The sequence below is a fragment of the Ligilactobacillus sp. Marseille-Q7487 genome, from assembly GCF_949152225.1.
Taxonomy (GTDB): Bacteria; Bacillota; Bacilli; order Lactobacillales; family Lactobacillaceae; genus Ligilactobacillus.
On sequence record NZ_CASCJC010000001.1, the window covers coordinates 216,021 to 241,150 of the forward strand.

A 25,130-nucleotide genomic window follows, 5' to 3' on the forward strand; every position below is an offset into this window, starting at 1 on the left:
TCCCCCTTGATAAAAAATTGTTACATGTTGAATAATTCCCAACACTTACCAGTGTAACGCATTTTTGCTTCGGAGATAAGACTAACTTGAGTATTTTTAGGTTTATTAAAGAAGCGGGCGGTTAAAACTTTTTGACCACCATTAACGAAAATTTCACATAACGAATGATCAATCAAGATTTGTAGCTGTAATTCTTGATGTTTAGGCAATGTGATTGTACGAGTCATGCCCCATTCTTCAGCAAAAATAAGATCAAGTTTAGAACGATCCAAGCATAATTTACCGTCTTTAGTATCAAAATGTAATTGTAAGCTGTGTTCTAATTGGTCATCACCAGCCAAATGAAGTGTTCCGTTGCTATCAGCTGCCAAAGTTAATTGGATTTCATATTGATTTTGTTTTGGTTTATATAAATCTGTACGCTTAGCTTCAGTCATGCCTTGTAAGGTAGTTTCATTATGGCGCAAGGAAGTCATTGTCTTAACCGGTTTTTGAAGTAAATGACCATCTTGATAAGTAAGTTCTTTGACTACACTTAAGCAATGAGCCCAATTTTCAGCGTCTGTTGGATAAGCAATTTCTGGTAAACCAACCCAGCTAATCATATAAGCTTTGCCATCTGGAGCATTAAATGCTTGGCTTGCATAAACATCGAATCCTTCATCTAAATTGTGTAATTTTGAATCACTTGGGGTAAATTGAGCATTTTCAAGATCAATATTTTTACCAACTAAGTAGGCGTTAGGATAGATGTTTTGGTAGTCTAGATTTTCTTTTGCGATACCTTGTGGACAAAAGATCAATACCGGATGATCATCAACAAAGACTAAATTAGGACACTCAATCATATAGCCAAAATCTAAGTCTAACATGTCAAGGTAGCCATGATCTTGCCAGTTTTTGAAGTCGGTAGTTGAAAAAATAGCAATTTTACCGCGGGTCGTTTCTTTATCTTGAGCACCTAAGATTGCAAAGTAACGGTCGGCGATTTTTAGCAATTGCGGATCACGAAAATGATCGGTAGTATGTTCACTTTGTGCAAATAATGGTTCTTTTAACTTGGTGATATTGTTGTCTTTATCCATCCATGCACCGTTTTGATAAGGATGGCGTACCCAGTCTTTATCACGAACGTTGCCGGTATACATCAAAAAGAGTTTGTCATCGATTTGGCAAGCTGAACCAGAATATGCACCGTGGCTGTCATAAATCGTATCAGGTTCGATTGCTAAGCCGATGTTTTCCCAATGCACTAAGTCGTCTGATTGAAGATGAACCCAAGATTTTACTCCATGGACTGCGCCAAATGGATATGCTTGATAAAAAACATGCCATTTGTCATTGAAGTAAGAAAAGCCATTAGGATCATTAAGTAGACCAGATATAGGGCGAATATGATATTTTAATTGATATTTTGAATTAGCTGCTTGATGTTGTAGTTCTAATAATTTAGCAGCTGACCATTTCGAATACGGTAGGTAACGTAATTCATCAGTCCATTGCATCGTTTATTCCTCCTAAGTGGTTTGTTGAAACCGTTGCATTAACTATTATTTTATGTTACTGCCTGGTATATGTCAAACGTATATCTTATATATTTATTGTTTTAATAGGGGATTTAGTTTTTTTAAAACAAAAATATGATAAACGATTGACATATTTTGAAAATACGTTATTATAGATTTATAAAATCGGTTACAACTAATTTTTAAAGGAGTGGAAAAAATGGATCACAAAAAAGTTGCGTTAGAAGTTATCGATGCAATTGGAAAAGACAATATGTTAGCTGTGGCACATTGTGCGACACGTTTACGTTTTGTTTTAAAAGATGATCAAAACATTGATCAAGCTAAGTTAGACGGAAGCGTTGATATTAAAGGGACGTTTAAAACCAATGGTCAATATCAAATTATTATTGGACCTGGTGATGTTAATAATGTGTATGATGAAATCATCAAAATCACAGGACTCAGTGGGGCTTCAACTGAAGATTTAAAAAAGATTGCCAGTGAAGGACAAAAGGTAAATCCTATCATGGCCTTTATCAAGCTATTATCAGATATTTTTGTTCCAATCATTCCTGCTTTAGTAGCTGGTGGTCTTTTGATGGCGTTAAACAACTTTTTGACATCTAAAGGATTATTTGGCAGTCAAGCGTTGGTGGAAAGTATTCCTGCAATTAAAGGAATTTCTGACATGATTCAAGTAATGTCAGCCGCTCCATTTATCTTCTTGCCAATTTTAGTTGGGATGTCAGCGGCTAAACGCTTTGGAGCTAATCGCTTCTTGGGTGCGGCTGTCGGGATGATTATGACAACGCCTGGTTTGGTTGATGGCAAATATTGGGATATTTTTGGTATGCATGTTGCACAAGCTAATTATCAATACCAAGTTATCCCAGTCTTGGCGGCTGTTTATATCTTGTCAATCTTAGAAAAATGGTTGCATAAGCGCTTGCCAGCAGCTGTTGACTTTACTTTTACACCGTTAATTTCTTTGATGGTGACAGGCTTTTTAACCTTTGTAGTTGTTGGACCTGTGATGCGTGAATTATCCGATGCGATTACTTATGGAATCGTATGGATTTACGACACGTTTGGTTTTATTGGAACTGGGATCTTTGGGATGTTGTATTCGCCAATCGTTTTGACTGGTTTACATCAATCCTTCCCAGCGATTGAAACACAGTTGATTACATCTTATGCTCAAAACCATTCCGGTTCAGGAGATTTTATTTTCTTGGTGGCTTCAATGGCTAATGTTGCACAAGCTGCTGCATGTTTTGCGATTTTCACATTGACTAAGGATAAAAAAGTTAAGGGCTTGGCTTCTTCTGCAACAGTGTCTGCATGTTTAGGAATTACCGAGCCTGCGATGTTTGGAGTAAACTTAAAGTATAAATTCCCGTTCTTTTGTGCTTTGATTGGCTCAGGTATTGGAGCTGCTTTAGCCGGCTTGTTTCATGTTGTTGCGGTATCTTTAGGTTCAGCAGCATTTTTAGGTTTCTTGTCTATCCAAGCATCTTCTGTGCCAATGTATTTAATCTGTGAATTGATTACTTTTGCAGTGGCATTTGCTTTAACTTACCTTTATGGTAAGAGTCATAATGCTCAAGTTAATCCACAAACAACAACAGTTAATGAAAGTGTGGCAGTTAAATCAAATCAAGCTCCTGTTGTTACAACTCAAGAATTTAAGATTGCAGCACCTGTTTCTGGTGAAGTTAAGGATTTAAAACAAGTTGCTGATCCAGTTTTCTCATCTAAAGCAATGGGTGATGGGGCAGCTGTTGTACCAAGTGAAAACGAAATTTATGCACCAGCAGATGGTGAAATTACCGTTGTTTACGAAACTAAGCATGCATATGGTATCAAGACTACTGATGGAGCAGAGATTTTGTTACACTTAGGGATTGATACAGTTAATTTAAAAGGTGAAGGTTTCAATACAGAAGTTAAAGTCGGTCAACAAGTTAAGCAAGGCGATAAATTAGGCACAATGGATCTTGGAGCGCTTAAAGAAAAAGGCTATGACACTACGGTAATGGTAATTGTAACTAATACGATGGATTTTGCAAACGTAGCATTGAGTGGCCCAAATCCTATTAAACATGGGCAAGAACTTTTGAGCTTGACACGTTAATAAAATAAACACCCAGTTAGTTTACTATGTATTTTTCGTTTCAAAAAATACACAGTATGTTAATTGGGTGTTTTTGTTTTATTTTTTAAAATTGATTTGATTGCGATATTCTAAAGGGCTTTGATTGAAACAACGCTTGAAGGCTTTAGAAAATGTGAATTGATCTTTGTAGCCAACCAGATTAGCAATCTGTTGTAAAGAATAATCTGTTTGCGTCAGCAATTTTTTTGCGTGTGTCAGTTTTAACTTGAGTAGATATTGTTGCGGACTGATATTTAGATTTTGTTTGAATAAACTGTGCAAATAGCTACGCGAAATATGCAAGTTGGCGCATGCATCACTGACATTGCAGCCGTTTTGATAGTTTCTTTTAAAATAATCGGCGGCTTGTTTAAAACTAACAGTATAGTTGAGCTTTTTTTGATGTTTATGATTGGGATATTGTGCTAAAAGTTGATGAAAAGTTTGATATAGCAGACTTTCTGTTAAAAGTGAATTGGTTAAACTATTTTGCAAACGTAATGCTTCAAACAAGGCTTTAAAGCTTTTTCCAAATGCACAATCGTTGACGTGACGTAAATAATAGTGTTCATCTAAAGCGCTACGAGCAAATATTTCCCCGGTATAAACGCCAGAAAAGCCAATCCAAAAATAGCTCCAAGGCTCGTTTTTGTCAGCTTGATAAAAACAAGGTACGGATTTGGGAAGTAAAAAGACATCGCCTGCTTGTAAAGTAGCCATTTTTTTGCCGGCACTAGCAAAGGTTCCTTTACCTGCTGTGATGTAATGTAAGATATAACAATCACGGATATTATTCCCCCCAAACGTGTATCCAGGAGAAGTATCTTCTTGACCGTAAAAGACGATATTACAGTCGAAATGTTCAATTTCTGTTCGTTTAAATTCAAAATTCATCGGTTAAAACCCCATTTGTTATGTCAAAATGTCCTGTTGACATTATGACATATAATTAATAAACTAGTCCATGTTTTTTTGATCTACAATATAATATTATGAAGATGTACAATGAAACGATTACACAAGAGGTGTCGAATATGCAACATTTGATTACATTTGATCAAGAAAATAAAATTTTTAATTTAAGCAATGACAAGATTACCTATCTTTTAGGAATCGAAGAAGGCAATGTTTTAGCACACATTTACTTTGGTAAAAAGGTCAGTGGCTATCATAACCAATTCAAATATCCACGTTTAGACCGTGGTTTTTCAGGAAATTTACCCGGATCGCTTGACCGGACTTATTCATTAGATAGTTTGCCACAAGAATATTCAAGTCAAGGTGTGGGCGATTATCGTATTTTGGCGGCTATTATTCGTCAAGAAAACGGTGCTACTGCTAGTCGTTTTGTTTATCAAGGACACGAAATTTTAGCGGGTAAGCCTAAGTTGGCAGGGTTGCCAGCTGCTTATGTAAAAGATGACGCAGAAGCACAAACGCTAAAAATTTATTTATTCGATGAAGTTAGCCAAGTTAAATTAGAATTACTTTACACGATTTATGCTAATAGAGCAGTGATTACGCGTAGTGTCAAGGCTATTAATGAAGGTACGCAAAATGTAACACTTGAAAAATTAGCCTCACTACAATTGGATATGGTAAAGCCAGATTTAGAAGTTTTATCTTTACCAGGTGGACATGTTAACGAACGCAATGTCCAACGTGAAAAAGTAGGTTTTGGGATTAAGAAGTTTGCTAGCCGTCGTGGAACAACTAGCCATCAAATGAATAACTTTATTGCTTTATTAGAACCAAATGCTAGTGAATTTAGTGGTGAAGTTTATGGTTTTGATTTAGTTTATTCTGGTAACCATAGTATGGAAGTTCAAAAAGATCCATATGGACAATATCGACTAGTTGCCGGTATCAACGATGAAAACTTTGCATGGATGCTAGAACCTACACAAAGTTTCCAAACACCTGAAGTGGTGATGGTTTACTCAGATCAAGGTTTAAATCAGATGAGTCAAACATATCATGCGTTGATTCACGATCGAATCGTACGTAGTAAATTCAAAAATCAAGAACGTCCAATTTTGGTTAATAACTGGGAAGCAACTTACTTTGACTTTGATGAAAGCAAGTTGCGTCCAATCGTTGATGAAGCCAAGAATTTAGGAATTGAAATGTTTGTCTTAGATGACGGTTGGTTTGGTCATCGCAACGATGACAATTCATCTTTGGGCGATTGGTATTTAAACAAAGGTAAGTTCCCAGATGGCCTCAAAGGTTTTGCCGATTATGTCCATGCTCAAGGTTTGAAATTTGGTTTGTGGTTTGAACCAGAAATGATTTCGCTTGATTCAGACTTGTATCGTGCACATCCAGATTACATGTTAAAAGTTCCTGGCTATCAACCTTCTCCAGCACGTAATCAATTTGTGTTAGACATGGGCAGAAAAGAAGTACGGCAAAATATCCAACAACAAATGGAAAAGTTGCTAGACCAAGGATTTATCGATTACATCAAGTGGGATATGAACAGACACTTATCGGATGTATATTCTGTTGCTTTAGCACCAAATCAACAAGGTGAAGTCTTACACCGCTATGTTTTGGGGCTTTATGAAATGTTAGAAGAATTGACGACTAAATACGATAATATCTTGTGGGAAGGTTGCTCTGGTGGTGGCGGCCGCTTTGATAGTGGTTTTGCTTATTATATGCCACAATCATGGACAAGTGATAACACCGATGCAATCGCACGTTTGAAGATTCAATATGGAACCTCAATGGTTTATCCAATTTCGACGATGACGTCACATTTATCTGCTGTGCCAAATCATCAAACAGGACGGATTACTCCATTTAATACGCGGGGAAATATGGCGATGAGTGCGGTCTTTGGTTATGAATTAAACTTGACGCATTTGACGGATGAAGAAAAACAACAAGTTAAACAACAAGTGGCCTTTTATAAAGAAATTCGGCCATTAGTGCAATTTGGGACCTTTATTCGCTTGAAGAGCCCATTTGAACAAAATGATGTTGCGTGGATGTTTGTCTCTAAAGATCAAAAAGAGGCCTTGTTGTTTACCTTTAACATTTTGGCGGATGCACAACCAGAATTTACCTATACCAAGTTGGCGGGCTTACTAGCAGATGCTAAGTACCAAGATGTTGAAAGTGGTGCGGTTTATTATGGCGATGAATTGATGAATATCGGTTTATACCAACCTGTTGTCCGACAAGACTTTAGTTCACAATATTATCATTTCAAGGCTTTGTAATTGAGGAGAAATCAAATGAGTATCAAAAATGAAACAATGTTGATTACCTATGCAGATAGTCTAGGTAAAAACTTAAAAGAATTAGATGAAAATTTAAGTAAATACTTTAAAGGCGCTCTCGGTGGAGTTCATCTTTTACCATTTTTCCCTTCAACAGGTGATAGAGGATTTGCGCCAATTGATTATGTCGATGTTGACGAAGCTTTTGGAAGTTGGGAAGATGTTGAAAAATTAGGTGAACAATACTATTTGATGTTTGATTTTATGATTAATCATATCTCACGTCAATCTAAGTATTATCAAGATTATCAACAAAATAAAGATCAAAGTCCGTATAAAGATTTGTTCTTGAGCTGGGATAAATTTTGGCCAGAGGGTCGCCCAACTAAAGAAGATGTGGATTTAATTTATAAACGTAAGGATCGTGCACCTAAACAAGAAATCGTGTTTGCTGATGGCACATGCGAAAATCTTTGGAATACTTTTGGTGAAGAACAAATCGATTTAGATGTCAGAAAAGACGTGACTAAGGAATTCATCAAAAAAACATTATTGAGTTTGATTGAACATAAAGCTAGTGTGATTCGTTTGGATGCATTTGCTTATGCTGTCAAAAAGTTAGACACCAATGATTTCTTTGTTGAACCAGAAATCTGGGAATTATTAGATTATGTCAGAGACATCACAAAGGCAAAGGGCTGTGAATTATTACCAGAAATTCATGAACATTACACGATTCAAGCTAAGATTACCGAACATGACTATTTTGTCTATGACTTTGCCTTGCCGATGGTTGTTTTATATTCGCTTTATAGCGGTAAGACGAATCGTTTGGTCAAGTGGCTTAAGATGAGTCCAATGAAACAATTCACGACGCTTGATACACACGATGGTATTGGGGTAGTCGATGTTCGTGATATTTTAACGCAAGACGAAGTTGATTTTTCTGTCAATGAATTATACAAGATTGGGGCAAACGTAAAACGTAAATACTCTAGTGCAGAATATAATAATTTAGATATTTATCAAATTAACTCGACATATTACTCGGCTTTAGGCGATGACGATGCCAAGTATTTCATGAGTCGCTTGTTACAAGTCTTTGCGCCTGGTATTCCACAAGTCTATTATGTTGGCTTATTGGCAGGTAAAAATGATATTGAATTGTTAGAAAAGACCAAAGAAGGCAGAAACATCAATCGCCACTATTATACAAGTGATGAAATTGCAACCGAGGTTAAACGTCCAGTCGTAGCGGCTTTGTTGAACTTGTTGCGCTTTAGAAATCAAACACCAGCCTTTGATTTGGAAGGTTCTATCGATGTACAAGCACCAAGTGAACACGAAATTACAATCGTACGAAGCAACAAAGATGCAAGTGATCAAGTTAGCTTGACAGCTAACTTGCAGACATTAGAATATACCGTTAAACACAACGGCCAAGTTGTAGTGTTTTAAGGTCTTAAAAGCTAGCTTCAAGCTGGCTTTTTTTGTTGGTTTGCATGAAAGCGGAATTATAATATAATTTTAAAAAATTAGCTTTGTTTAGAAAGGGATTTAGGGGAAGATGAAAAAAGCAATACCTTTTTTATTTGAGGGAGATTATAATCCTGAACAATGGCCTAAAGAAACCTGGGCAAACGATTTGGAGGTCTTTAAGCAAGCTCAAATTAATTCGGCTTCGATCAATATTTTTGCATGGGATAGTTTACAGCCTGCCGAAGATGTTTATGATTTTTCACAACTTGACGAAATCATGGACAACTTGAGTTGAGCTGACTTTAAGATAGTTTTAGCGACAGCGACAGCCGCGATACCGGCATGGATGTTTAAAAAGTGTCCAGATGTTGGGAGAGTTGATTATCAAGGAAGACGCCATGTGTTTGGGCAACGTCATAATTTTTGTCCGCATAGCTCGCATTATCGACGTTTTGCACAAAAAATGGTTGCACAACTAGCTAAGCGTTACGCAGCTAATCCACAACTGGTCAACTGGCACATTAACAATGAATATGGGGGGATGTGTTATTGTGAACATTGCCGGCAAGCGTTTGTTGCGTGGTTAAAAAACAAATACCAAACCTTAGACAACTTAAATCAAGCCTGGAATGCTAAGTTTTGGGCACATACCATTCATGATTGGGATGAAATAGTGGTTCCTAATGAATTAAGCGAAGAAGCCGGGAACCAAACAGCTTTCGGAGCGATTTCATTGGATTATCGGCATTTCCAAGCGGCAAGTTTGTTAGAGTGTTATTTGTTAGAAAAAGCTGAAATCGAAAAATATGATACTGCAACACCGATTACGACTAATTTTCATGGTGTGCCAAATAACGATATTGATTATTTTAAATGGACTAAACACCAAGATGTCATCTCATATGATAGCTATCCGCAATATGATACACCCGCTCATGAGACGGCCTTTTGGTTTGATTTGATGCGCGGGTTAGGTGCGGGTAAGCCGTTTATGCTGATGGAATCAACACCAGGTCAAGTCAACTGGCAAGCTTATAGTCCGCTCAAACGTCCTGGACAGATGTTTACGCAAAGTTTGCAAGCCATCGCGCATGGAGCAGATACGGTGCAATATTTCCAATTGAAACAATCGATTGGAGCCCAAGAAAAATTTCATGGCGCAGTCATTGCGCATAGTCAGCGGACGGATACACGAGTTTTCAAGGAAATTCAACGCCTCGGTCAAATGCTAGCGCGGCTTGTACAACTTTTAAAGATAGCCAAGTGCAAGCCAAGGTTGCCGTACTTTTTGATTGGGAAAACATGTGGGCCTTACAATATATGGCAGGTATTAGACAAGATATTGACTATGTCAAAATCGTTCAAACTTATTATCGTCATTTTTATGAGTAAAACATCACCGTTGATGTGATTGGAAATACAAATGATTTTAGTGCGTATGATTTAGTTGTTGCCCCTGTGTTATACATGGTTTCATCGCAACTTAAACAAAAACTAAGTGATTATATTGCAAATGGTGGGAACTTGATGACGACTTATTTATCTGGTTTAGTCGATCAAAATGATAATGTATATCTAGGCGGTTATCCAGAGGCTTTGCGTGAATTGACTGGCATCTGGGTTGAAGAAAACGATGTTGTGGTGCCTAAACAAACTATCTGGGTAGATTATCAAGGTCAAAAGTATCCGACTGAATTATTGTGTGATTTGGTTCATCCACAAGAAACCGAGGTTTTAGCAACATATGCTAGTGAGTTTTATGCGGGCATGGCGGCCACTACTAAAAATAACTTTGGCAAAGGGAAAGTCTGGTATTTTACCAGTCAATTCGCAGATGAAATGTTGGTTAAATTAGTGACTACCATTAGTGATGAGCTAGCCTTGCCACGTATGATGCAAAGCAAAACAAAGCTAGAGATAATCCAACGTGTCAAAGCTGAGATAAAACTAACCTTCATCTTAAATCCAACGGCCAACAGGCAAGTCGTGCCAGCTGAATTTATCGGACGAACAGATTTATTAAGCCAACAGCCTGTTTTGGGTAGTTTAGAAAGTTGGCAAGCGGTGATTATTTAATAAAAAAAGAACTGAAACGATAAAATATTTTATCATTTCAGTTCTTTTTTTAACCAATTTTATCAAACCGTTCAACATACAGCATACAAGCGGTCATTGCGATACTTGCAAGCAATAAACAAGCGATTGAAAAGGTCCATGAATGAAAGATTTCAAAGCCATAACCAAATAAAAATGGACCGACTGCTGCTAGTAAGTAGCCACCTGTTTGAGCCATGCCAGATAGTTTGGCAGTTTTGTGAGGATCGGTGGTTTTTAAAGAAAAGGTTGTCATAAGATATGGGAATAACGCTCCTACAGATGCGCCGATTAAACAGTTGATTAACAACCAATAACCAAAGCTAGCTTGTTGGAAAAATAAGGCTGCAATTCCGATGATACCCAATAAACAAAAGCCTCCCATGATTGTACGTCGTAATTTAGCGCTGACATGTGCAACGAGATTTGGTAAAAACATCGATAATGGTAGGCTGATTAAGGAGTAAACACCAGACAATGTTCCAGCAGTAGCATGTGAAAGTCCAGCATTAGAAGCCATCGTAGGTAACCAGGTTAACCCGGTGTAAAAGAGCATTGATTGAAAGCCCCCAAAGATTAGCAAGACCCAAGCAACTTTATTCTTCCAAAACGAAGAAGTTGTTTTTTGCTTGGAATTAACACTTAGTTTGTGATTGAATTTGACGTTTGGTAGCCAAACCACAAAACTTAGACAAATTAAGACGGTTAAAACTAAGATGAGAATCTTCCAAGATGATGCTTGAGTAATAGGAACAGCTAAAGATGAGGCGACTGCAGCAGAAATTCCCATCGATGTCGTGTAAAGTGTCGTATATTGACCGATTTTATGTGGGAAATATGCTGTTACGATACTAGGCATCAAGACGTTTAAAACAGCAATGCCAGCACCAATCATAGCAGTTCCTAAATAAAGTGTTGGCACACTTAAAGTACGAATAAATGAGCCAACAGCCATCAAAAACAATACTAAACTAAACGACCATTCGATACCGATTCTTTGTGCAAGTTTAGGTGCAAAAGATGACACCAAAGCAAACATCAATAATGGAATTGTCGTTAATGTTCCCAATGAACTGACTGGTACGTTTAAACCAGCAGCGACTTCCGTTAAAATTGAAGGAATCGTTGTGAAGGGAATTCTTAGCATCGCAGCTACTAAAATAATCCCTGGAATTAAAAATTTTGATTTTTTTAACATAACTAACTGACCTCTGTTTTTTAAAATACCTTTCCAATTATACTAAAAAACAGGTTAAAACAAAACTAGGCTAAATTTTTGCTCCACTAGCATTGAATAGTGGCAGATGTTCAAGATAAGAAATATCCGTGCGTTTGTTGGCATCTCCTTCAGCTAAGACAGCTATCTTAGTTTGCAATGTAACGTTGGCTTTCTTGAGGAGTTCTGTCGCAGCTGCTAATGATCCACCGGTGCTGATGACATCGTCGACTAAGACAACTTTTTTTCCTGCTAAAAAAGTTGCATCGTTTTTATCTAAGACAAGTTTTTGTTGATTAGTGGTCGTAATTGATTGGACATTAACACATAATGGCTCTTGCATGTAGCTTTTGATGGATTTGCGTAAAACAACATATCGATCATGCCCCAATAGCAAGGCAAGTTCATGCGTTAAGGGGATTCCTTTGCTTTCGAGGGTAACTAATGCTTGGCAATCTGTAGGGATTTTTTTAACGAGTTCTTTAGCAACAGCATGTGTTAGTTGTGCGTCACCTAGCATTACAAAAGAAGCGATGGTTAAATCTGTTGAAATAGGTAAGAGCGGTAATTTACGAGTTAATCCTGCTATGTTGAGTGTGTAAGTTTGTGACATAATTAAGCCCCCAATCCAAGTAACGGTAAAATAAATTTTAAACAACCACCGGCAAGTAAGCCCGCAAAAGGATCAATCAAAGCAGTGACAATCATTGTTAAAGCAGCGATAGTCGGATTAGGACTTGCTAATGAGCTAGTGGCATTTTCTGGGAAAGTGACAAAAGCACCTAAGACAAATAAAAAACCTGCAATAGAAGAACTAGGAACAAAGCGTCCAATTTTAGGCAACCATCCTGCCAAAAGAATTACCGCCATAATTAACATCATCATGATACCTGCAATTACTGGTTCAGGCGCACTAGCCGTAGCTGAGATGATGGTTTCAACCGGCGCACCGCCAAGTAAACTAGTTCCCAGGTCTGCCAAAGCTTGTGTGCTAGTTAATAAATTTAAATTGACAGGGTTAGGTTTAACACCTGTCATTTGACCGGTGATTAAGCCATAAGAAAGGTTAGCGCCGATGTTAAGGCAAGCTAGGCTTAAGGCGCCCCGCATTACCGTAGGATTAAATATCGGCTTAGTAAAAATGAAGCGGCGTGCGGTTACGTATTCAGGAAGTTTGGCATTATATTTTTCGATGACTACCGCAAATAAACTTGTACCTATCACGGATAAACAGATGGTCCAAACTAAATCGTGGCTAATAATATAAGTCAAAAGAGCGATACTAAAAGAAACCCAGCCGCTTTTTTGTGGTCCTTTACACATCTCTAGCGAAATTTTGGCTAGCATGATTCCAACACCAGCCATCATAGCATTGATGATATCATTGCCTAAAAAATTAACTATCTTAGTTAATGTCCCACTTAATCCAATTGCTAACATGATAAGTGAACCGCCAAAAATAATCGATGTTCGTTCGCGAATGTTTTGTCCAAGTTTACCTGTGAGCGCTAAAGATTCAGCTTGAAATGAAAGTGGAGCAACTGATTGGAAAATACCATTAATTGCTGAAGCGAAAATAAAAGAAAAAGTGGTAGGAAAAACTGCAAAACCAAGTGTCATAGCCATGATTCCTTGAGGGATGCCATTTAAGACAACACCAATAGCGGCCATTAAATCAGCTAACCAATCCAAAATAAGCACATCCTTTTTATATGATATGTTCGTTATATCAGAAAAATAAAGCCTAGTCAATCTCATTTTTACGTTAAAAACGAACAAAAAACGAACTATAGAGAAATAAAAAATGGATTAGTACGTTTTTATCAAAGGTGAAGTGAACTTTTTTATGGGGTGCATTTGTTAAAAAATAATGTTAAACTTTGAAAAAAAGATTTAAGGAGAAAATAGATGGCACGTACACAAAAGCAAAGAATGTTGGCGCAAGAATTATATATTGCGGCTGATCCAACATTAAAAAAAGAAGCTAAACAAGCCAAGATGTTGTTGCATCGCTTTAATCAGCTTGCACCAGAACATTTTTCTAAACAACAAGAGTTGCTTAAGCAATTGTTAGGCAAAGTGGGGCAAAATTACTATATTGAACCGCCGTTTTATTGTGATTATGGCCAAAACACCTATATTGGTGAAAATTTTTATGCCAATACTAATGCGATCTTTTTGGACGTTGCTAAGATTACGATTGGGGATAATGTGATGTTTGGACCGCGCGTGAGTTTATATACGGCAGGTCATCCACTTGATCCAGATGTTAGAAATATAGGGTTAGAATTTGGTAAAGAGATAAAAATTGGCGATAATGTATGGTTGGGTGGTAATGTTGTAGTTTGTCCAGGAGTGACAATTGGTGCAAATAGTGTGATTGGGGCAGGCTCGGTTGTTACTAAAGATATTGCTAAAAACTCCATAGCAGTTGGTAATCCGTGCAAAGTATTACGTAAGTTAAATCAAAAAGATCGCGAATATTGGCAAAGCCAGCGCCAAGATTATATCGCAGAAATGGGCGCATTTATTAGCGATTAAAAGCGAGTAAAGTCTTAGCGTTGTGGCTGATTTCAAAAATTGTTATCCCAGCATTTTGTGGTTCGTTTAAATTGACTAAAGAGCCGATATCTAATAGCCAATCAAGCATTAGTTTAGTAGTAAAACCATGACTAACGACAAGAACTGTTGCAGTTGGATATTTTTTTGCTACCTGTGTTAAAAATTCGCCTACTTCTTGTTTTGTTTGGGCAAAACTAGGTGCATTAGTTAATTTTTCAAATCCAAGTAATAAGTTATGATGGGCATCAAAAAATTGAGGGTATTGTTGCCAAATGTCTTTTTCAAGCATGCCATCCCATGAGCCATAATCGTATTCTTTAAGGCGACAATCAAAGGTTACGGGTTGATTGTCGTTGATTAAAGCAGCGGTTTGAGCTGCTCGTAGTAGTGGACTAGCAAAGATTTTGTCAAAACTAATCCCAGCTAGTTTTGCTTTAGTTGCCAAGGCTTGTTGTTTTCCATAAGAAGTCAAGGCGGTATTGATTTTAGCACCTTGAAGGATGCCTTGTTGATTGGCTTGACTTTGGCCGTGTCTAATTATATAAAATGTTGTCATACAAATCCCTCTGTGTTTTTAGCATACTATATTTAAAAAGAAATGCAAATTTTTAATAAAAAGACTAGACGTTGATGTCTAATAAACGTATCATATTAAGTGTGATAGATAGAAAACGTTTTACACTAAGGAGATTTCTTTGACATGCGACTTTTAGAGATGAAAAATGGCTTTAACTTTCGAGACATAGGTGGTTATCAAACCAAAGATAACCGTACGCTTAAATACCATAAGCTTATTCGTTCGGCTAGTTTGGCTGAATTAGTGCCAGAAGATTTAGTCTATCTTGACGAGTATGGAATGCGACATGATGTTGATTTTCGTTCGCCTGCTGAATGTCAAGCAGCACCAGATCTCTTGCCTGAAAATGTGCAGTATCACTTTACGCCAGTTTTTCCAATCGATGAAACCCGCAGTACACAAAAGAGTTGGGAAGAGCGGGAACGTTACAACACAGACCCAGCACTTGGTGTGGCTGAAATGAAATCAGCATATGCTGATATTGTGTTGGCTGATAGTGCACGTGTCGCTTATCGTAAGTTTTTTGATGTTTTATTGGCTAACGACAAAGAAAATGAATCTGTTTTGTTCCATTGTTCGATGGGAAAAGATCGTACTGGGATGGGAGCCGTTTATGTCTTGACTGCTTTAGGAGTTGATGAACAAACGATTCGTAAGGATTATTTGGCTTCAAATGAATATTTGCGACCTTTGCGAGAAATTAACCTAAACAAGGCTAAGCAAGCGGCTAAGACACCTTATTTTGTTGCTAATATTCGCAGTCTTGGGCGGGTAAGCAATGCTTATCTTGATCATGCTTTGCTTTTGATTAAAAAAGAATACGGTTCGGTTAACGATTATTTGCGTAATGAATTGATGTTAAATGATAAGCAATTACAGGACCTACAAAAAATTTATTTGAATTAAAAAACTACCAATCCAGTTATGATGGATTGGTAGTTTTTTAATGATCGACACTGACGAATGAATTGAATTTTAAGTATTGGTAATGCAAACGCATATGTGAAAACTCAAATGGAGTTCCGTTATCTAAAAAGAAGATACCTTCCATAATACCGACTGGTTCATTTTCTTTTAGCTTCAGTAATTCCTGATCGCGCTTAGTTGAAGGTTCTGCAAAGACTGATAAAAACGATTTAGTCACCGAAAGATTATAGTTTTTTTGTAGATAATTAAAGATTGAACTTTCGATCTGTGTGCGAGAAAGTTCAGGGACAATTTTAATTGGGATATAACCTGTTTCAATCATGAAAGGTTGTTCATCAAATAAGCGCAAGCGTTCAATTTTATAAACAAAATCATCCGGTTGTAAGAATAAGTCGCGTTGTAATTCTTCTGTAGGTGAGATGACTTCGAAGTTGAGTACTTGGCTTTTAGGACGTTTGCCGTTCATCTTAAAATTATCAGTAATTCCTAAGTTTGTTCCTTCTTCGTAGTTAAAGACAGATTCATTTTTTAAGTATAATGGATTGATAAACGTTCCAGAACCACGCTTTTTGAAGATGATACCATCACTGGCCATCCGTGTTAATGCACGCTTGACAGAGCTGCGACTGACATTGTATTGGTTAGCTAATGTTCGTTCATCTGGAAGCTTCATATTGGTGAATTCTTGGGCAAAAATACGCCGTTTTAAATCGGAAATAAGTTGTTTGTAGAGCAATTCAGCCATCGTTTCACCTCGCGAAAAATAATATCTAAATTATAGTTAACCATATAGGAATAAAAACAACAAGCTTTTTATATATTAGAGTGAAAAAACCCTTGAAAAATAGTAAAAATTTAGTAAAATAATTAGTGTAATTAGTAAAAAATCCTGAGAGAAAATATTTTTCTTTTTAGCTCAAAAACTGTTAAAATTAAATACGCAATAAGATAAATGATTGCTTTTGCAAAGGGAGGATTTCCAATGTCAGTATTAGTTTTAGGCGGTGCCGGTTATATTGGTTCACACATGGTTGATCGTTTGATTGAAAAAGGCCATGACGTAGTAGTTGTTGATAATTTGGTGACTGGACATAGAGCTGCTGTGCATCCAGATGCTAAGTTTTATGAAGGTGATTTGGCAGACCAACCATTTATGCGTGAAATTTTTAAAGAAAACCCACAAGTAGATGCGGTTATCCATTTTGCAGCCTTTTCTTTAGTAGGCGAATCTATGACAGAGCCGTTGAAGTATTTTGATAACAATACGGCTGGGATGATTAAGTTGCTTGAAGTTATGAATGAATTTGGAATTAAAAAGATTGTCTTTTCATCGACTGCTGCAACATATGGTATCCCTGAAAAAATGCCAATTCATGAAGATGACCCGCAAAATCCAATCAATCCATACGGTGAAAGTAAGTTGATGATGGAAAAAATCATGCGCTGGGCAGATCAAGCATATGGAATTAAGTTTGTAGCCTTGCGTTACTTCAATGTTGCTGGTGCCAAGCCAGACGGCACAATTGGTGAAGATCATCACCCAGAAACACATTTAATGCCAATCGTGTTAGAAGTTGCGATGGGTAAGCGTGATAAGTTGATGATTTTTGGAGATGATTATGATACACAAGATGGAACCAACGTACGTGATTATGTACATCCATTTGATTTAGCGGATGCACACATCTTAGCCGTAGAATATTTACGTGCAGGTAATGATTCAAACGCATTTAACCTTGGTTCATCGACAGGTTTTTCAAACCTTGAAATCTTAAAAGCTGCACGCGAAGTGACCGGCAAAGAAATACCTGCTGAAATTGGGCCACGTCGCGGAGGCGATCCTGATAAGTTGATTGCAGCTTCTGATAAGGCACGTGAGGTCTTGGGCTGGCAACCACAATTTGATGATATTCACAAGATTATTCAAACTGCTTGGAATTGGCATACAAGCCATCCAAACGGTTATAACGATCGTTAATAAAAAACCGTCAATATGATTTGAGTTTCTGTGCTTAAAAAGCATTATCAGAAATTTGTGTCATATGTGACGGTTTTTTATGTCTAATTTATTTTTTCAAACAACGAAACAGCATTTTCTGCCGATACAGGCAAGTAAGTAGAACCTGTAAGTTCTTGATTGATATGCAGGTTATAGTCTGCTGTTAAGCTAGGTACTAGCTTAGATAATTCGTTAAGTTGTTCAGATTCGAAACGATTAAATGAGAAGTTACGTAGCTTTTTCATGTTGTTTTCGAGGTTAATTGAAAAGCTAACGTTTAAAAAATGACCGTCTTTGTTGATTAAACGCCATTCTTTGTTTTTCCCGATACGTGATTCGATCTTTTGAACAATAGTTTCATTCATCTGCTAAAAAGCCTCCCTATTGTGAACTTCCTCTTTTTCTCCTTGTGTATACCATACCTTTTTATTTTGGATAAAGCAAGTGTTTTTTGAAAAAATATAAGTATTTACTTTTTATTACTTACAGATAATACTTGGAATTATTGGGTTTGGAAGTCGAAAATAAATTTATTTTTCGTAAATTTGCTTATTATTAACTAAAAAATACCAATTTTTTACTTACAAAAATAATCATATAATTTTATGTAATCGCTTTAAAGTGTTGGCGTTGTGAGGTAAAATAAGATTATAGTAAACAGCTAAAAAATAAAAGAGAGGCAGTTTGATTATGAAAATTATAAAGAGTGTTTTAGACAATTTTGAAGGAAATATTGTAACTAAGATTACCTTGATTAATGATAATGGAGTGCAAGCTTCGTGCTTGACGATGGGAGCAACATGGCAAGAATTTTTAGTTCCCAACAAAAAAGGTGATTTAACTAATTTATTATTAAGTTTTGCTGAAACCAAAGATTACTATAGCAATCCATTATGTGTATGTCAGTCAATCGGACGTGTAGCGGGACGCATTAATAATGGCTCTTGTGTTTTGAATGGTAAACAAATTACATTACCGAAAAATAATAATGGCAATACTTTACACGGTGGTCCAAACGGTTTTAATACTTTAAATTGGGATTACACAGTGTCAGAGACAAAAAACAGTGTCAGTGCAATTTTTCAAACTAAGATTACTGAACAAGCAGATGGCTTCCCAGGCGATATGCTTGCGACTATCATCTATACTTTAGACAATCAAGATTGTGTAACAATCACTTATAGTGCTTTGGCTGATAATAAGGATACTTTGTTTAATCCAACAAATCATGTTTATTTCAATTTAAGTGATCGCCAAGACTTAGCGACACATTCTTTAAAGATTAACAGTAGTCAATATCTTGATTTAGCCGATGACTTGATTCCAACTGGACGAGTGCATAGTGTAGAAGATAGTCCATATGATTTCCAAAAATTCAGCAACGTTAAGCAAGCAGCCCAAGCTGTATGCGGTTTTGATGATGCTTTTGTTGTTAATGAACCTGGTAAGGCAAACGAACCAATTGCTATTTTACGTGATAATGAAAGTGGGCGCCAAGTTACGATTGATTCATGTCGCAATGGTTTGGTGATGTATTCGATGGCAGAAATTCCAAGTGGAATTAAGTTTAGTCGTGATAATGGTAAAGAAGCTATCGGTGGAGAAGGGTTAGCCTTGGAAGCTCAAACCTTACCAGATGCAATTAATCAAGAAAACTTTGGTGATATCGTCTTACCTAAATTTAGCAAGAAGACGTATCGTATTAGTTATAAATTTGATCAAATCTAATAAAAAACCTCATGGCAAATTTGATGTGTATCCTCTTTATTGGATGATCCAGTAAGGAGGCACACAGCATAAGTGCCGTGAGGTTTTTATTTATGTTTGAGTTGTAGATGTTTTTCTAATTGATAACTGGTAGGCGTAATTGCTTGGAAACAAGTAGGAAACTGTTTAATTCCAATAAGTGTCAATTGATGCATAGCGCGTGAACAAATCGTATATAAAATTCCAATGTCATCATCTGTATAAGAAGATTGTGAAATATCAAAGGCTAAAACATTATCAAACTCTAAACCTTTAGCCAAATAAATCGGCAAGATGACATTTTGTTGTGGCAATTTTTGATCTTCTTTTTTGACCAATTTAAAACCAAGTCCATCTAGTTTAGAAGCTAAAAAGAAAGCTTGTTTAGCATCTTTGGTAATTAAGGCGATTTGACCATTTAAAAGCGCTACTTGTTGCTTTAATGTTGCCAATCCAATATCTAAATCCGGAACTAAAATTAATTTAGGCAATGTACCTGGACGATTAAATGCCTCAATGTTATCACCATCGGGTAGTAATTGTTTAGCAAAATTAGTGATTTCATAAGTGGAGCGGTAACTTCTGTTTAATGCGATTAATTTACTTTTTTTAACGTCTAAGGTTTGTTGAAGACTGTTTAATAATTTATCAGGTGTTTGTAGCGGGTTAAACAAGGCTTGTTCGCTATCGCCTAATAAAGTTAATTTTGCTTTTGGAAAAGCATGTTTAAGATATAAAAGCATTGCTAAGCTGTAATCTTGCATTTCATCGATAAATAAATGTGCAATCGCCATGTTTTGACCGCTACCAGTCAATAAGTCGCGTAAATAAAGCAAAGGAGCACAATCAGCTAATTCTATGCGATGATATTCTAGGTTTAATGTAAACTGACGAGTTGCTTTAGGTAAGGTAGTATTTAAGAAATGTTCATATTGGGCATAAGTGTCGATGAAATAATCATTGTATAAAGCTTCATAAACTTTGGCGTAGCGTTTTTTAAGAATTTGGCGCGCTAAATAATCTTGTTCATCAGCAATTTCTTGGAAGCGTCCACGCTCTTTATTTTGCATCAAGGCATGATATTGGCGCTCATTTAGCATTTCAATTTGTTCTAATACCCAAGGTAGACGCGTTTGAGTACGGATACGTTTGTTTAATTCTTTAATTAATAAGTTTTTAGTTTCCAAAAACCGTGCAGCCGGCTTAAGGGTCGCGGGTAAGTTTTGATAATAGCGCGCGATTTGTGTTTTGCTAAAAAAGATTTCGCCGTCTAATAAAATATCAGAAAAACAAATATCTGCAGGGTCTAAGCTTGTAACATAAGCGCTAATTTGTTGCATGAAATATGCACTTTCCTTAATTTTAGTCATAAAAGATGCTTGATTTTGTTCATAGCGTTCAAATAATTCTTCGACTTTTAGCCCCTCAAAGCGCCGTTTTAAAAAGGCGTTAAGCGTCAGTTGGCGCATATTTTTTTCACCTAAACTAGGCAAAACTTCTGAAATATAATGTGAAAATAAATAATTAGGTGAAAACAAGATAATTTGATCGACAGCTAATTTTTCACGGTTATGATAAAGCAAAAAAGCAATACGTTGTAAGATGGCTGAGGTTTTACCTGATCCAGCCACACCTTGAACCAACAATAAATCATTTCTAGTATCTCGAATAATATCATTTTGCTCTTTTTGAATGGTAGCCACGATATTTTTCATGTATTCATCGGAATGCTCGCTTAGTACGCTTTGTAAGATTTCATCACCAATGGTTTCATTAGTATCAAACATATGCTTGATTTGACCGTTTACAATGGTAAATTGACGTTTTTTAAGTAATTGTGCCTTTTGTAAGCCAGCGGGCGTAGTATAGCTGACCTGTCCAAGCGTTCCGTTATAATACAGTGCACAAATTGGAGCACGCCAATCATAAATTAAGAAATCTTGATTTTGATCGACAAATGATGCGGTTCCAATATAAAGAGTTTCGCTTTCTGTGTTGTCTTCTTGAATATCGATTCTCCCAAAGTAAGGCGAATTTTGTAGTGTACCTAATTGTTTGAGCTGATGTTTTAGAATTTTTTGATCTTGTAGATTCTTAGCAACAAGTTGCTTTTGTTGTTGAACCTCAGCGTTTGTTTCCATCTGGTCATCGATTTCAAATGTATTGATTTTAGCATTTTGGCTGTAATTACGTTCAACCAAGGCTGTTTCTTGTTGTGCCTTAGCCAGATCATCTTTGAGCTTTTGTGTCCGTTGTTTGATGAGTTGGCAAACATAAGTGACACGCTTTTGTTCTTTTTTACGTTCTTGATCCATGCTTAGCGTCCTTTCTAGATGCTTAAACGTAGCGGTAATTTTTTTACAGGCTTGATTATAACACGAAAAAAGCTAGGGCATGCCTAGCTTTCGTTTTTAGTGATATTAATTTGACCTTGCTTGCGTAATAAGCGTTCTTTATTGCGATGTGTTCGGCGTAAGGTTTCTTTAGTGATGGTATCTTCGTCTGGAATAAAAGAAATATCTGTATCGATGATACCAAAGTGATAACGCATCAAATTTTCGATGTGTTCGCTTAGATGATAGCTTTCTAAGACGTTCATGTTTGCATTGACAGTAATCACAGCGTCTAAGGTGACCATATTACCGCTATAATGAGCCTTGAGTTCATTGACATGTTTAACGTCTGGCAAAGCAGCAATGACATCTCTAAACTGAGCTTCAGCTTCAGGATCAAAGTAATCGGCTAAATTTAAACTACTTTCAAAAAAGATGCGTAGACCTGAATAAAGAATAAATAAACCAACTAAGATACTCATCGCACCATCGAGCCAAGAAATTTGGAAAAATAAGGCGCCACCAATAGAGATTAACGTACCAATACTGGTTAAAGCATCGCTAAGGCTATCTTGGGCAGCAGCGATTAATGCTGCATTTTGAAGACGATGACCGTTACGTTTGTTTAAACACCAAACACCAAGCATGATACAACTAGCGATACCAGCTCCTAGTAAAGCGCTTGGTTCAGGGATCACATGTTTTTTAGGATCCATCAATGCAACAACGCCAGATACAATGATTTGCAAAGCGATTGCACACATGATGATACTAGTTGTTAGAGTAAAGATAGTTTCATAACGAAAACGTGTAAACTGAACACGTTGATCATTGCCTGTATGCTTAAGTGATAATTTAGGTAAAGGAGCACCAACGATGTCTTGATCATCAATATCTTTTGCAATATGAATGCCGACTAGTAATAAGGTGGTCGAAATGATTCCAGAAAGATTATTAAAAGCATCGGCACGTAACGTTTGAGAAGAGCTTAGGATAGATAAAAAATACTCGATAATAGAGATGGTAAGATAAGCGCATACATTGATCCATAGGTGTCTAGAGGCGTTGTGCAACTTGTCTAATTCTGCTTGTTGAATTTTTTCCCAATCACGATATTCACGTGCAATATGTTGACGAATACGTTTAGACATGATATTTCTTCTTTCTACATGATTAGTAAGATTGATTATCATTATACTATGGAAAGGCTAAAAAGCTTTGTTAAATTTAATATTTTTTTAGAAAAATTTTTTGGAAATATATGAGAAAATTTAGAAAAACAGGTGTTTTACGCGGTAACTTTCCTTGACTTGCCAAGTAAAGGAAATTACACTTGTATATATGTAATTTAGAGTGTTTTTAGTGTTTATAACAATATATATTTGAACTTTTAAGGGGGATATGATAATAAGATGTGTGGTTTTGTGGGATATGTTAACCAAGACGGTGTTTCGAGTCAAGTTATTGAAAAAATGGCGCGAAGAATTGCGCATCGTGGACCTGATGATGAAGCCTTTTTTACTGATGAGGGGGCGTGCATGGGCTTTAGACGTCTGTCAATTATTGATTTAGCCCATGGTAAACAGCCAATGTTTAATCAAGATCAAACTAAGGTTTTAACATTTAACGGTGAAATCTATAATTATCAAGAAATTCGTCGTGAGTTACAAGAATTAGGTTATCAATTTAAAACTGATGTTGATTCAGAAGTATTAATTCATGGCTATGATCAATGGGGGCCTGAATTGCTTCAAAAATTACGGGGGATGTATGCTTTTGTTATTTATGACCGCAAGACACAAGAAGTGTTTGGCGCGCGCGATCATTTTGGCATCAAGCCATTGTATTATTATGACGATAAAAAAACGTTCTTATGGGCTTCTGAAGCTAAAGCTTTTTTAGAACATCCTAATTTTGTAAAGGAATTTAACGAAAAATTATTGCCTGTACATCTTAGTTTTGAATTTATTCCATCGAAAGAAACAATGTTTAAAAATGTCTACAAGCTTTTACCCGGACATTACTTTATCCACAAAGATGGTCAAACAACAGTAACACAATACTTCAAGTTTAACTATGACAATATTGATGAACAACAAACGATTGAAGAAGATGCTAAGCAAATTAAACGCTTAGTCGATGAATCGGTTGACGCGCATATGATTGCCGATGTTGAAGTTGGAAGTTTCTTATCTAGTGGGGTTGATTCTAGCTTTGTATTAAATGAAGCTGCTAAGTTAAAACCAATCCAATCGTTTTCGTTAGGTTTTGAAAACTCCAAGTACAGTGAATTAGATTGGTCAACCAAGTTTGCCAAAGAAATCGGCCAAAAAAATACACGTATTACAATGGATAGCGATGATTACTTTGATATTTTACCAACTATCATGTATTACATGGATGAGCCGTTGTCTAATCCATCGGCTATTCAGCTATATTACTTGTCTAAAGGAACAAGAAAAGAAGTCAAGGTTGCTTTGTCAGGTGAAGGTGCCGATGAATTTTTTGGAGGCTATAATACCTATCTAGAGGCTGTTCCATTTGAACGCTATCAAAAATTTGTTCCCAGCTTTATTAGAAAACAACTAGCTAAAGCTGTAGCAGGTTTGCCACGTTTCCATGGACAACGCTTCTTAACAAGAGGAGCACAACCTCTAAGTGAACGTTATTATCGCGTCAATTATGTTTTTAATTACCAAGAACGTCAAAAACTTTTGAAAAACAAAGGACTAAACTTAGATACAGGTGCTTATACCAAGCATATTTTTGATGATGTGGCTGATAAAGATCAAATGACACAGATGCAGTATTTTGATATTAATACATGGTTACCTTATGATATTTTGCATAAAGCTGATCGGATGAGTATGTGTAACGCTTTAGAAGTTAGAACGCCGTTGGTTGATAAACAAGTGGCTAGTTTTGCAGCAACAATGCCAATCAAAACACGTATTCGAGGCAAAGAAACAAAGATTTCCTTACGTACAGCAGCTGCCCAAGAATTACCAGCTAGTGTAGCTAATAAAGAAAAATTAGGATTCCCATCGCCCTTGGCTTCGTGGATGAAAGAAGAAAAATACTTGCAACGAATTAAAGAAGCTTTTACAAGTGATGTGGCTGCTAAATTCTTTGATACGCAAGAATTGCTTAAGGTATTAGACCAACATGTTAATGGTGTTTCGACGATGCAAAAGGTCTTTACGCTGTATACATTTATCTTATGGTATCAAGTTTATTTCCCAGAAGATACTAAAGCAGATACTGCAACTAAAATCCGATACTATCAAAAAGCACAATAAAGGAG

18 protein-coding genes and 1 pseudogene are annotated in these 25,130 nt (G+C 36.5%); 9 read left to right on the plus strand and 10 right to left on the minus strand.

The features are described from left to right. Nucleotides 1–20: 20 nt before the first annotated feature. Nucleotides 21–1,505, minus strand: a complete 1,485-nt coding sequence (locus QM017_RS00980) for a sucrose-6-phosphate hydrolase (RefSeq protein WP_282708576.1) — start codon at nt 1,503–1,505, stop codon at nt 21–23. 220 nt (nt 1,506–1,725) lie between these two features. Here QM017_RS00980 and QM017_RS00985 point away from each other — a divergent pair, with 220 nt between their 5' ends. Beyond that, nucleotides 1,726–3,642 (plus strand): sucrose-specific PTS transporter subunit IIBC, encoded by a 1,917-nt coding sequence (locus QM017_RS00985; RefSeq protein WP_282708577.1) that lies wholly within the window; start codon nt 1,726–1,728, stop codon nt 3,640–3,642. Between the two features lie 78 nt (nt 3,643–3,720). Here QM017_RS00985 and QM017_RS00990 read toward each other — a convergent pair whose 3' ends face one another. Next, entirely contained in the window at nt 3,721–4,557 is an 837-nt protein-coding gene (locus tag QM017_RS00990) for a helix-turn-helix domain-containing protein (protein WP_282708578.1), read from the minus strand. 140 nt (nt 4,558–4,697) lie between these two features. On the opposite strand from QM017_RS00990, the gene QM017_RS00995 reads away from it, so the two are divergent. The 3 genes and pseudogenes from QM017_RS00995 to QM017_RS01005 all read left to right on the plus strand — a co-directional run bounded on the left by QM017_RS00995 (nt 4,698) and on the right by QM017_RS01005 (nt 10,448). After that, nucleotides 4,698–6,893, plus strand: coding sequence for an alpha-galactosidase (locus QM017_RS00995; RefSeq protein WP_282708579.1), 2,196 nt, complete (start codon nt 4,698–4,700; stop codon nt 6,891–6,893). Between the two features lie 15 nt (nt 6,894–6,908). Next, nucleotides 6,909–8,351: a sucrose phosphorylase gene (gtfA, locus tag QM017_RS01000; protein ID WP_282708580.1), complete on the plus strand. Its 1,443-nt coding sequence runs from the start codon at nt 6,909–6,911 to the stop codon at nt 8,349–8,351. 109 nt (nt 8,352–8,460) lie between these two features. Beyond that, nucleotides 8,461–10,448, plus strand: a pseudogene (locus tag QM017_RS01005) (beta-galactosidase). 49 nt (nt 10,449–10,497) lie between these two features. Here QM017_RS01005 and QM017_RS01010 read toward each other — a convergent pair. The 3 genes from QM017_RS01010 to QM017_RS01020 all read right to left on the minus strand — a co-directional run bounded on the left by QM017_RS01010 (nt 10,498) and on the right by QM017_RS01020 (nt 13,374). Then, entirely contained in the window at nt 10,498–11,664 is a 1,167-nt protein-coding gene (locus tag QM017_RS01010) for an MFS transporter (RefSeq protein WP_282708581.1), read from the minus strand. A 70-nt stretch (nt 11,665–11,734) separates the two neighbouring features. After that, nucleotides 11,735–12,295, minus strand: a complete 561-nt coding sequence (locus tag QM017_RS01015; RefSeq protein WP_282708582.1) for a phosphoribosyltransferase family protein — start codon at nt 12,293–12,295, stop codon at nt 11,735–11,737. Nucleotides 12,296–12,297: 2 nt separating this feature from the next. Then, entirely contained in the window at nt 12,298–13,374 is a 1,077-nt protein-coding gene (locus QM017_RS01020) for an NCS2 family permease (protein ID WP_282708583.1), read from the minus strand. Nucleotides 13,375–13,590: 216 nt separating this feature from the next. Between QM017_RS01020 and QM017_RS01025 the strand changes: the two genes are divergently transcribed. Continuing rightward, nucleotides 13,591–14,223 carry a sugar O-acetyltransferase gene (locus tag QM017_RS01025; RefSeq protein WP_282708584.1) on the plus strand — a complete coding sequence of 211 codons (633 nt, stop codon included), beginning with the start codon at nt 13,591–13,593 and terminating at the stop codon, nt 14,221–14,223. Here QM017_RS01025 and QM017_RS01030 read toward each other — a convergent pair. After that, nucleotides 14,213–14,800, minus strand: coding sequence for a histidine phosphatase family protein (locus tag QM017_RS01030; RefSeq protein ID WP_282708585.1), 588 nt, complete (start codon nt 14,798–14,800; stop codon nt 14,213–14,215). The two genes, QM017_RS01025 and QM017_RS01030, sit on opposite strands and share 11 nt — an antisense overlap. 144 nt (nt 14,801–14,944) lie before the next feature. Here QM017_RS01030 and QM017_RS01035 point away from each other — a divergent pair, with 144 nt between their 5' ends. Continuing rightward, nucleotides 14,945–15,727 (plus strand): tyrosine-protein phosphatase, encoded by a 783-nt coding sequence (locus QM017_RS01035; RefSeq protein ID WP_282708586.1) that lies wholly within the window; start codon nt 14,945–14,947, stop codon nt 15,725–15,727. Nucleotides 15,728–15,764: 37 nt separating this feature from the next. Here QM017_RS01035 and QM017_RS01040 read toward each other — a convergent pair whose 3' ends face one another. Further along, nucleotides 15,765–16,493, minus strand: coding sequence for a GntR family transcriptional regulator (locus QM017_RS01040; protein ID WP_282708587.1), 729 nt, complete (start codon nt 16,491–16,493; stop codon nt 15,765–15,767). Nucleotides 16,494–16,730: 237 nt separating this feature from the next. Here QM017_RS01040 and galE point away from each other — a divergent pair, with 237 nt between their 5' ends. Beyond that, complete coding sequence (gene galE, locus QM017_RS01045) at nt 16,731–17,726, plus strand: UDP-glucose 4-epimerase GalE (RefSeq protein ID WP_282708588.1); 996 nt, start codon at nt 16,731–16,733, stop codon at nt 17,724–17,726. Between the two features lie 83 nt (nt 17,727–17,809). Here galE and QM017_RS01050 read toward each other — a convergent pair whose 3' ends face one another. Further along, nucleotides 17,810–18,112 carry a hypothetical protein gene (locus tag QM017_RS01050; RefSeq protein ID WP_178197992.1) on the minus strand — a complete coding sequence of 101 codons (303 nt, stop codon included), beginning with the start codon at nt 18,110–18,112 and terminating at the stop codon, nt 17,810–17,812. A 325-nt stretch (nt 18,113–18,437) separates the two neighbouring features. Between QM017_RS01050 and QM017_RS01055 the strand changes: the two genes are divergently transcribed. Further along, the gene (locus QM017_RS01055) at nt 18,438–19,475 is read left to right on the plus strand and encodes an aldose epimerase family protein (protein WP_282708589.1); all 1,038 of its coding nucleotides are present in this window, start codon (nt 18,438–18,440) and stop codon (nt 19,473–19,475) included. A gap of 86 nt (nt 19,476–19,561) precedes the next feature. Here the strand turns inward: QM017_RS01055 and helD are convergent, their stop codons facing one another. Both helD and QM017_RS01065 read right to left on the minus strand, forming a co-directional pair. Then, nucleotides 19,562–21,808 carry an RNA polymerase recycling motor HelD gene (gene helD, locus QM017_RS01060; RefSeq protein WP_282708590.1) on the minus strand — a complete coding sequence of 749 codons (2,247 nt, stop codon included), beginning with the start codon at nt 21,806–21,808 and terminating at the stop codon, nt 19,562–19,564. A gap of 83 nt (nt 21,809–21,891) precedes the next feature. After that, a complete protein-coding gene (locus QM017_RS01065; protein WP_282708591.1) occupies nt 21,892–22,977 on the minus strand; it encodes a cation diffusion facilitator family transporter in 1,086 nt (361 codons plus the stop codon). 261 nt (nt 22,978–23,238) lie between these two features. Here QM017_RS01065 and asnB point away from each other — a divergent pair, with 261 nt between their 5' ends. Next, complete coding sequence (asnB, locus tag QM017_RS01070; RefSeq protein WP_178197988.1) at nt 23,239–25,125, plus strand: asparagine synthase (glutamine-hydrolyzing); 1,887 nt, start codon at nt 23,239–23,241, stop codon at nt 25,123–25,125. Nucleotides 25,126–25,130 lie beyond the last annotated feature (5 nt).